Origin of the sequence: Parasphingopyxis sp. (genome assembly GCF_052168295.1) — a bacterium.
Classification (GTDB): domain Bacteria; phylum Pseudomonadota; class Alphaproteobacteria; order Sphingomonadales; family Sphingomonadaceae; genus Parasphingopyxis.
Genome location: NZ_JBQLZN010000033.1, coordinates 55,607 through 64,636 on the forward strand (window position 1 = coordinate 55,607; position 9,030 = coordinate 64,636).

At 62.1% G+C, this 9,030-nt stretch carries 7 protein-coding genes; 3 read left to right on the forward strand and 4 right to left on the reverse strand.

Annotated features, from left to right (window positions below):
* Positions 1 to 522: 522 nt before the first annotated feature.
* Positions 523 to 2,091 (reverse strand): ShlB/FhaC/HecB family hemolysin secretion/activation protein, encoded by a 1,569-nt coding sequence (locus ACTS1Z_RS05495; protein WP_442623440.1) that lies wholly within the window; start codon positions 2,089 to 2,091, stop codon positions 523 to 525.
* A gap of 203 nt (positions 2,092 to 2,294) precedes the next feature.
* On the opposite strand from ACTS1Z_RS05495, the gene ACTS1Z_RS05500 reads away from it, so the two are divergent.
* Together ACTS1Z_RS05500 and ACTS1Z_RS05505 are read left to right on the forward strand one after the other, a co-directional pair.
* Positions 2,295 to 3,173: a TauD/TfdA dioxygenase family protein gene (locus ACTS1Z_RS05500; RefSeq protein ID WP_442623441.1), complete on the forward strand. Its 879-nt coding sequence runs from the start codon at positions 2,295 to 2,297 to the stop codon at positions 3,171 to 3,173.
* 112 nt (positions 3,174 to 3,285) lie between these two features.
* Complete coding sequence (locus ACTS1Z_RS05505; protein WP_442623442.1) at positions 3,286 to 4,443, forward strand: NAD-dependent epimerase/dehydratase family protein; 1,158 nt, start codon at positions 3,286 to 3,288, stop codon at positions 4,441 to 4,443.
* Between the two features lie 167 nt (positions 4,444 to 4,610).
* Here the strand turns inward: ACTS1Z_RS05505 and ACTS1Z_RS05510 are convergent, their stop codons facing one another.
* The 3 genes from ACTS1Z_RS05510 to ACTS1Z_RS05520 form a co-directional block, all read right to left on the reverse strand.
* Positions 4,611 to 5,558: a class I SAM-dependent methyltransferase gene (locus tag ACTS1Z_RS05510; RefSeq protein ID WP_442623443.1), complete on the reverse strand. Its 948-nt coding sequence runs from the start codon at positions 5,556 to 5,558 to the stop codon at positions 4,611 to 4,613.
* Between the two features lie 141 nt (positions 5,559 to 5,699).
* Entirely contained in the window at positions 5,700 to 6,698 is a 999-nt protein-coding gene (locus ACTS1Z_RS05515; RefSeq protein WP_442623444.1) for a hypothetical protein, read from the reverse strand.
* 3 nt (positions 6,699 to 6,701) lie between these two features.
* Positions 6,702 to 7,361, reverse strand: coding sequence for a glycosyltransferase (locus ACTS1Z_RS05520; RefSeq protein ID WP_442623445.1), 660 nt, complete (start codon positions 7,359 to 7,361; stop codon positions 6,702 to 6,704).
* Between the two features lie 280 nt (positions 7,362 to 7,641).
* Here ACTS1Z_RS05520 and ACTS1Z_RS05525 point away from each other — a divergent pair, with 280 nt between their 5' ends.
* Complete coding sequence (locus ACTS1Z_RS05525) at positions 7,642 to 8,976, forward strand: cytochrome P450 (RefSeq protein ID WP_442623446.1); 1,335 nt, start codon at positions 7,642 to 7,644, stop codon at positions 8,974 to 8,976.
* Positions 8,977 to 9,030: the final 54 nt, after the last annotated feature.

The window sequence follows — 9,030 nt, forward strand, 5'->3', positions numbered from 1 at the left end:
ACCATCGGCGGCGTGCGCTGCGGCGGCAGCACGGGTTGCGGTACCTGCTGCACCGGCGTCGGCGGCACTTGTTGAGCCGGCGGTTGGGGCGGGACCATCGGCGGGGTGCGCTGCGGCGGCAGTACGGGTTGCGGCACCTGTTGGACCGGTGTCGGTGGAACCTGTTGCGCCGGTGGTTGGGGTGGCACCATCGGCGGTGTGCGCTGCGGCGGCAGCACGGGCTGCGGTACCTGTTGAACCGGTGTCGGTGGGACCTGTTGCGCCGGCGGCTGCGGCGGGACAACATGCTGATCCGGCGTTTGCGGCAAACTCGGGCCCGTGGGCGGGTTTTGATTGGCGACCGGCGTCGGGTTCGTTCCGCCCGGCGGCGTGTTGACAGGCCCCGCGACACAGGCCGTGCTCTGGTGCGGGTTGCCGACGCCGCGGCACCAGCCATAGTGATTGCCCGCTGCCGTCGCGGGAGTTGCCGCGAGCAGCGCGGCGCCGAGGGCTATTCCACAGACAAGACGTCTTGCGATCATCTCACCACCCCTTTGACAGGCTGATATGAAACGCCGGATTGCCCGACCGGCTCTGTGGGCCGTCGCGCAACGGCATGGCGGCCCAGCCGGCGATCGAGATTGCGCCGGCGAACCGCATCTCCGCGCCAATACCGGCGGCGGCCAGCCAGCGATCGCCGGTTTCTCCGAACCGCCTGTCACGGACATCGACCGCGCCGATATCCAAAAATATCGTCGGAATGATCGAGGGTATTGCCGGCGATCCCGTCTCGATCACATGGTCGAACTCAATGCTCGCGCCATAACCGCTATCGCCTTCGATTTCGGCTGGCGCATAACCGCGGAGGAAGGGTGCATGGCCGAGAGCGAACCGCTCGACCTCGGGAAGACGGGTGTCCGCCCATTGGCCGCGGGCCTCGAGCCGGAAATAGGTCGCGTTGCGGCGATCGATCGGGACGATGAGTCCGAATTCGCCGCGGAGGTGCGCGAAACTGCGCGCCCCGTCCGGCAGTTCGCCCGCATCGGTTTCGGGGCGGCGTCCGGCGCTCAGCGTCAGGCCGGCCTGGAAGATCCCGCCATTGTCGAGATTGACCCCGGTAATCGCGTGCGCGCGCAGCGAGTGGCTCGTGCTCGACAGCCGCTGCCCGCCGAAGCGCGACCGGGCTTCGACGAACTCGTATTCACCCAGCAGATAGGTGAAACGGTGGACGCTGCGGCGGACCGGATGACCAAAGATCAGCGCCGCATTGTAGCCGCGAAGCCGGTCGTCGGTCGCCACGGCGCCAAGATCGCGGCGCGCGATGACATTGCCGGCAAACGCCTCGATATAGCTGCCTGACGGGCCGACCGGCGCCCGGTAGACGAGCGTCCCTGCCACCGACCAGTCGTCGCCGCGATCGAGCGTCGCCTGGCCGAGCAGGCGCAGCATATCGCCGCCCGTGGCGAGACTGTAGATTTCCTCGACTGCAAAGAAGCGGATCGCCGTGTCCGGCCGCAACGGTATGGCTTCGATGCCGATCGCACCCGAATCACGCCGCTCCGATCCGGTGATGCGCAGGCGCGTTCCGGCGTCGCCCGGCTCGTGGTCGAGTTCGGAGACGAGCGTCACGCCGGAAAGGTCGGAGGCGAGCATGATTACCCGCTCGAGCTCGGCCTGGGTCAGCGGCGCCCGGCCGATGAGCCGGTCCGTATAGCCGGCGATCCGGGCAGCGACACCGTCCGAAAAGCCCTCTACCGAAACGCGCTCGATAAAGCCTTCGAGAACGTAAAAGGTCAGCGTGCCCGTCGCCCCATCGTAACGATGATAGGCTTCGGCGAGCGGATAGCCGTCTTCGCGATACATCAGCGCGATTGCCTCCGCCGTGCCCGAGGCGGTCAGCGCGCCATGCGATGTGCGGGCATGGGCAGCGGCGAAGGCCAGCAGATGGTCGGGATCGTAGCGGGTCACCCCGTCGATCGCGATCTGCGATACAGGGCCGCCCGTATCGGCGAAATCATACGGAATGCCCGGGGCTGCGGATCGCGCTTCGAGCGGTGAGCCGAGCGATAGCAGGGCCGCCAGTGCCAGCATCGAACCGGCTAATATCCGCATCCGCAATCCTTCCCTCGGCGGGCCGTTGCACTGCGCACCCATCATTCGGCTCGGCTTTTTTGTCAGCTCGTTTGCCGGCATTTTTTAACCGCCCAATTGCCAGTAACCGGTATAAAAGCGTGTTTACCGAATGGTTTAAAGCTGTCCTTGCAGCCGTATCGCTTTGGGTTCAGTCTGTCCGGCGCTTTCACGGGAGGGACGCCATGGCCGATATCGATGCTGCAACCGAGATCAAAGCCGGGGCCGATGCGCCGTTCACCGTCCGCCCGCTGACGCCGGCGATCGGTGCCGAGCTGCTGGATATCGATCTCGGCGCGCCTGACATCGCCGATGCAATACCGGCGATCCGGCAGGCTTTGCTCGACTATAAGGTCATCTTCTTTCGCGATCAGGACATCACGCGCGAACAGCATCTGGCTTTTGCCGAGATGTTCGGCGAACTCGAAATCCATCCGGCGACGCCCAAGGATCAGGAGCACCCCGAAATCCTGCGCATCGAACATGGGCCGAAAAGCCGCGGCCAGGAAAATGCCTGGCATTCGGACGTCACCTGGCGGGCCGAACCATCGCTCGGTTCGATCCTGCGCGCGATCGAAGTGCCCGAAGTCGGCGGCGATACGTTGTTCGCCGATATGCATGCGGCGTTTATGGGCCTGTCCGACGAAATGCGCGGCTTCATCACCGGGCTGACCGCCGTGCACGATATCGCGCGGGTGTTCGCCAAGCGGCTCGGCAAGCGCCCCGAGGAGCTGCACGACAAGTATCCGCCGATGGAGCATCCGGTGGTTCGCACCCATCCGGAAACAGGGCTCCCCTGCCTCTATGTCAACACGGCCTTCACCAGCCATATCAAGGGGCTCTCCGAGCAGGAGAGCGCGGACCTGCTGCGGCACCTTTACGCGCAGGCCGGCAATCCGGAAATCCAGTGCCGCTTCCGTTGGGCGGCGGGCTCGATCGCCTTTTGGGACAACCGCGCCTGCCAGCATTTCGCCGCGTCCGACTATTTCCCCGCCCGCCGCGTGATGGAGCGCGCGACCATCAAGGGCGACCGGCCCTATTGGGACGACTCGGCCGCCGCCTGACGAGCCGATACCGACTGCCGGAGCGCGATTCCCGGCTTGACCATCGCCGCACAAAAGCCTTTAGGACGTCGCAACCGATGCCGCCCGACGGCGCCGTCGAACGGAGTAACGTATGAAAGTCATAATCTTGGGCGGGGACGGCTTTTGCGGCTGGCCCAACGCGCTCTATCTGTCAAAGCGCGGCCACGACGTAATCATCGTCGACAATCTCTCGCGCCGGAAGATCGACGTCGAACTGGAAGTCGAGAGCCTGACGCCGATCCGCCCGATCGGCGAACGGCTGCGCATCTGGAAAGAGCTGACCGGCAAGACGATCGGTTTCCACAATTTCACTGTCGGCGAACAGTATCACCGGCTGCTGACGCTGATCGAAGACGAAAAGCCCGATGCGATCATCCATTTCGCCGAGCAGCGCGCCGCGCCCTATTCGATGAAATCGAGCGCGCACAAACGCTATACCGTCAACAACAATCTCAACGCGACGAACGACGTGCTCGCCGCCATCGTCGAGAGCGGGCAGGACATCCATCTCGTCCATCTCGGGACGATGGGCGTCTATGGCTATGGCACGGCGGGGATGAAGATTCCCGAAGGCTATCTGAACGTGAAGGTCGATACCGAAAACGGCCCGGCCGAACAGGAGATCCTCTATCCGGCCAATCCCGGCTCGATCTACCATATGACCAAGACGCAGGATCAGCTTTTCTTCTTCTTCTACAACAAGAATGACGGGGTGAAGATCACCGACCTGCACCAGGGCATCGTCTGGGGGACGCAGACCGAGGAGACGAAGCTCGACGAGGGGCTGATCAACCGCTTCGATTATGACGGCGACTACGGCACGGTGCTCAACCGGTTCATCATGCAGGCGGCGATCGGCTATCCGATGACGGTGCATGGCACGGGCGGCCAGACCCGCGCCTTCATCCATATCACCGACACCTGCCGCTGCATCGAACTCGCCTTGCAGAACCCGCCGCAGACGGGCGAGCGCGTGAACATCCTCAACCAGATGACCGAGACCCACAGGGTGCGCGATCTTGCGAAGATGCTGGCCGAGCGAACCGGCGGCGACATCGCCTATCTCGATAATCCGCGCAACGAAGCGGACGAGAACGATCTGCATGTGGCGAACGACCGGTTCCTGGGGCTGGGCCTCGATCCGGTGAAGCTCGGCGACGGGATGGTCGCCGAAGTGCGCGACATTGCGGAAAAATATGCCGAACGCTGCGATCGCGACAAGATACCGTGCGTGTCGACGTGGCGGTGAGGCGGGCCTGCATGGTCAGGCTTTCCATCGGCTTGCGAGCGATCCATCCGATGTCGGGGGGCAACTCTATATATCGGGATAGCGAATTCTGACCGGATCCGAAGACGGCGCGTTGCCCCGCTCCGGCAATCGATCGCGCCATCGGCTGCCGTGATACAGGCGCTCGCCTAGCTGTCCGTCCCGAGATAGAGCGACGCGTCAAACTTGCGCCAGATGCGGGGAACGCCATGGATTTCCGCGCGATCGTGAACCTGCGGCAAGAATTCGGGCACGAAGCCGTTCGCCGCCAGCAACTGGTCGATCGGCATATGGTTCGGGTTGTGGTCCTGGAGATGGTCACGGATGTAGATCGCCCCGCCGGGCTTCGCGACGCGGCCGAACTGCTCGATGACATGCGCGGTTAGCGGCCGCGGCAATTCCTTGAGCACCTGGACGCAGCAGATCAGGTCGACCGACGCATCGGGCACGAGATCGAAACGCCAGGTTGGCAGATGGAGGAGCTGGTGATCGTCGGCGAGCGCCGCCACGTCGAACTCGCGGTCTTCGGCGCGATAGTCGACATAGTCGGCGAAGCGAAGGCCGAGCCCGGTATAATAGGCGCGCTGGGTCAGATAGGAGCCCTCGATCCCTTCGATCGCAATCATGAGGTCGGTGACATCCTCGCCGGGATGGAAGGCCAGATTCGCCATCCGTCCGTGGCCCGCACCGAAATCGAGGATCGTGCGCGGTTTCAGCCGGTCGGGCACGGGGTAGAAGCGCTGGAGCCGATAATCCTGGACATTGTAGATACCGATCGCGTCGAGGCCGATATCCTGCTGGGGAAGGCCGAGCTTTTCGAGGCAGGCACGATCGCGCTCGACACTCGTCGCGACAAGCGGATCGTCCTTGGCGTCGAACCAGTCACGATAGTCGAAATGGTGGATCCATCGCATATATTTCAGAACGTGCCCGGGCCCCTCATATTCGTAGAAATTCATCTCCTTGCGCTGGCCGCGCGCATAGAGCCGGTCGACGAACAGCCATTTGGCGAGGAAGTCGTGCGTCAGATGCGTCTCGCGATCGCGCTCCGCCGTTTCGCGAAAACGCTGCGCAGAGAAGTCCATTTCAAGATCCATGTGTTTTCCTAGCAGGTTGGAGGCGTGTCATGGGGTTAGCTCCGTTCTCACATGCGGTGTCAACCGCCCGCACCGGACCGCGTTGAAAAATCCCCGGCATATCGACGATGCAGGGCGGCGCTGCGGGATCGGCGCGGGAGATCATTGGCCCGATGAACGGGCATCGACCGCCCTGAGAATTTCGATGTCGCTGGGGCCGAGCAGATCGATGTCGAGCGTTACCGACGGCAGATCATCTGGCGACTGGGACTGCGACACGTCGGCATATTCATCGAAACCGTGGCCGGAAAATATGTCGTGAAACAGCACGCGATATCGGTCGAAAGCGCCCTCAGAATAAAGTGTGTAGCGCGGCGTGTCGTCCAGGAAAAGCGGGCTTTGCTGCGATAGCTGCACCAGTTCGTTCCGTGTTAGGTTCAGCCCGTGACGGTCGTTGAGCTGTTCGACGAACGTGAGCGCCGTTTGAAGCTTGAGCGGCGGCGTCGCGGTCTTCGGCAGCCGGTCTCTTCGCGACGACAGAGCGCCTTGCCCAAGGCCCAGCTCGCGTTCGAAAAACTCGATGATGTCGAAACCCGGTCGCCGCCAGATGATGACGAGTTCGTCGCCAAGCTCGTCTTGCAGAATATGCAGGCCGGTCGCGAATTTTTCGAGCCATCGCGAACGCGTCTCGAGGTCTCCCTCGAAATCGGATCTGCGATTGCCGAAGCGTGCCGATTGCAGATACATCGATTCGAAAAAGGAGGCGAACTCGCGCACCACCATGATCGCCTTGAACGGATGGTCACGGCGAAACGGCGCGAAAAATTCGAGAAGCGTGGCGACGGCCTCTGCACCAACCATGTTCGTGAAGCCTTCAGAGCTTATCAACGCCTGGCTGCCGTTCCCCGAAACCGGCGCCCGGCCGATCTCCGCCAGCAGCTCTGCCTGCAGACCGGCGGCATCGGGGCCGTCGCGAAGAGCAGTTGCGATGTCGTGATGCGCGATCTTGAGCGACGTTGGCGGATCGCCGATCCTCCGTCCTGTTTTCGGGTAGAAAAGCGCGCTGAGAGCGTCGTCGCGTTCGGCATCGCTGATGCAGTTTTGCAGTGCGCTCGTGCCGGTCTTCGGCATGCCGATATGAAAGGTTATCGGTATCGGCATGCTCTATTGTGCCGATCTGAAAATTGACGGAGCATCGTCCCCGGATCTTTTCCGCCAGTCTTCTTCGCCGTCCTTGTATTCCATTTCCCATTGGAAATGGACGCATGCCTTGAAGAGATTGTTGTTCTCGATGCTGAAACCGGCGAAGAGCGCATCCTTCTCCTCGGCGTCCGAACGATAGAGGTGAGTGAGGATACCCGGGCCCGTGACCCGCCAGACATTGTTGGTAATCCGGTTGACGACGTTGCTCGTCGCGGTCCGCACTGCGTAGAGCATCAGCGGGTCTCGCGGTTTCCTGACGAAGATCACGTCGTTGGCAATATTGCCCCTGCGGTTCATCAGCAGGCCGCGATCGCTTTCGTCGCACATCGACGCGAAGCCGCCATTGCTGCCTGTGTCGGCATCGACATAGGCGCCGCCGAAAACATAGAGCGCGGCATAACGGAAAAAATCGGCCTGCATCGCCGGGACCGCGCAATCGCGAAAGGCATCCAGCGTTTGCCTGTCGAAATGTTCGGCAATTAACGTATCGGCGTCCGTCAGACTGAAGCGGCGATAAGCAAAGCCCGGTTCCTGCTTCCAGCTTCCCATGAGATCGGTAACTTCCTCAGGCGGTAGTTCCTTATCCCAGAATTGGAAAAGCGGATATTCGGACTGAGTCATCTGGTGAATCCTACCCTCTTCTGCGCGCACGCTGGGCTGGCTTCGCTGGGGTGTCCGAAGATCCCAATAGAGTCAGCCACTTGAACTCTCGCAGCGCTACCGCTGGGCACCGAATTGCCCTTGTCCGCTTTCGCGCCTGCGACCTGTGTCGGGCGGTTCTAGCGGGGTAATGCTTTGAAGCAAGCTTGCCGGTGGCACGGCGAACATCCCCCTTAACGTGAACGTAAGCGTCGGCTAGACAGTATGCACCCCTCGCGAACCCGGACCGGAGAATGCCCCGATGCTCGAGCTCAATCACGAAAACTATACGCGCGTCGACTGGACCGGCCCGCGCAACACGCCGATCTACGATGTCGGCGAGATCGTGAATCTTTCGGACATCGATCTCTTTCGCAAGGGCCAGCCGATCGAGGGCTATGTCGAACTGCTCGAGAAAGCGCCCGTCTATTGGCAGGACGAGCCGATGGAGAAGGAGCCCGGCTATTGGGCCTTCTCCCGCTATGCCGATGTGAAGACGATCTCCAAAAAGCCCGAGATCTTCTCCAGCCAGAAGGGCGGGGTGAACATCTCCTATGGCGATCCGGACAATATGCACCCGCTGCTCTCGCCCGCCGCGCTCGACAATATGATCGCGCTCGACGGGGAATCGCATCTCGAGCTGCGCCGGCAGCACATGCCCTTTTTCACCCCGGCCTATATCGCCAAGCTGAAGGAGAAGGTGGACGTCAAGGTCGGCGAATTGCTCGACGAGCTGGCCGAGCAAGCCCCGCACTGCAATCTCGTCGACGAGTTCGCGGCGCAGCTGCCGCTGTTCACGCTGGCCGAGCTTCTGGGCGTCGACCAGGCGGACCGGCCGCGTCTCGTCCAGTGGATGACGGATTTGGAGATGGCGCCCTATTTCGGCGCGATCCGCGAGGGCCTGCTTCAGCCGACGCCCGAGATGATCCAGGTCTATAATGGCTGGGAGGACCGTATCCGCGAATTCTTCGATTACGGGATGCATGAGATCAGGAAGCGCCAGGAGGAGCCGCGCGAAGACCTTATGTCCGCCATCGCCAATGCGATCGTCGACGGCGATCCGATGCCCGAAATGTATCTCTACGGCGCCTGGGAGCTGATCTTCATCGCCGGCAACGATACGACGCGCAACTCGATCAGCGGCATGATGAAGTTGCTGACCGAAAATCCCGATCAGAAGGCGAAGCTCGTCGAGGATCTGGATCGCCTGCCCAATGCGATCCAGGAGGCGGTGCGGCTCGTCAGCCCGGTTATCCATATGAAGCGCACGGCGCTCGAAGATACCGAGGTCGGCGGACAAAGAATCGCGGAAGGCGAGAAGGTCGTCATGTGGTACGGCGCGGCAAACCGCGATCCGGCGGTGTTCGAAGATCCGCATGCCTTCGATATCGAGCGCAAGAATGCGGCGAAAAATCTCGCTTTCGGCTTCGGCAAACATGTGTGCCTCGGGCGCCAGATCGCGCTGATGCAGCTTGAGGCTGCCTATCGCCAGCTGCTGGTGCGCTTCCCGGACATGCACATGGACGGCGAGATGGTCTGCGCGCCCAACAATTTCGTGCACGCGATCACCGAGCTGCCGGTGAGTTTCAAGGCTTAGTTTGTCAGAATTTTCCTGACGGAAAATCGCCGCACCGGCCCGCTCCCCCTCCCG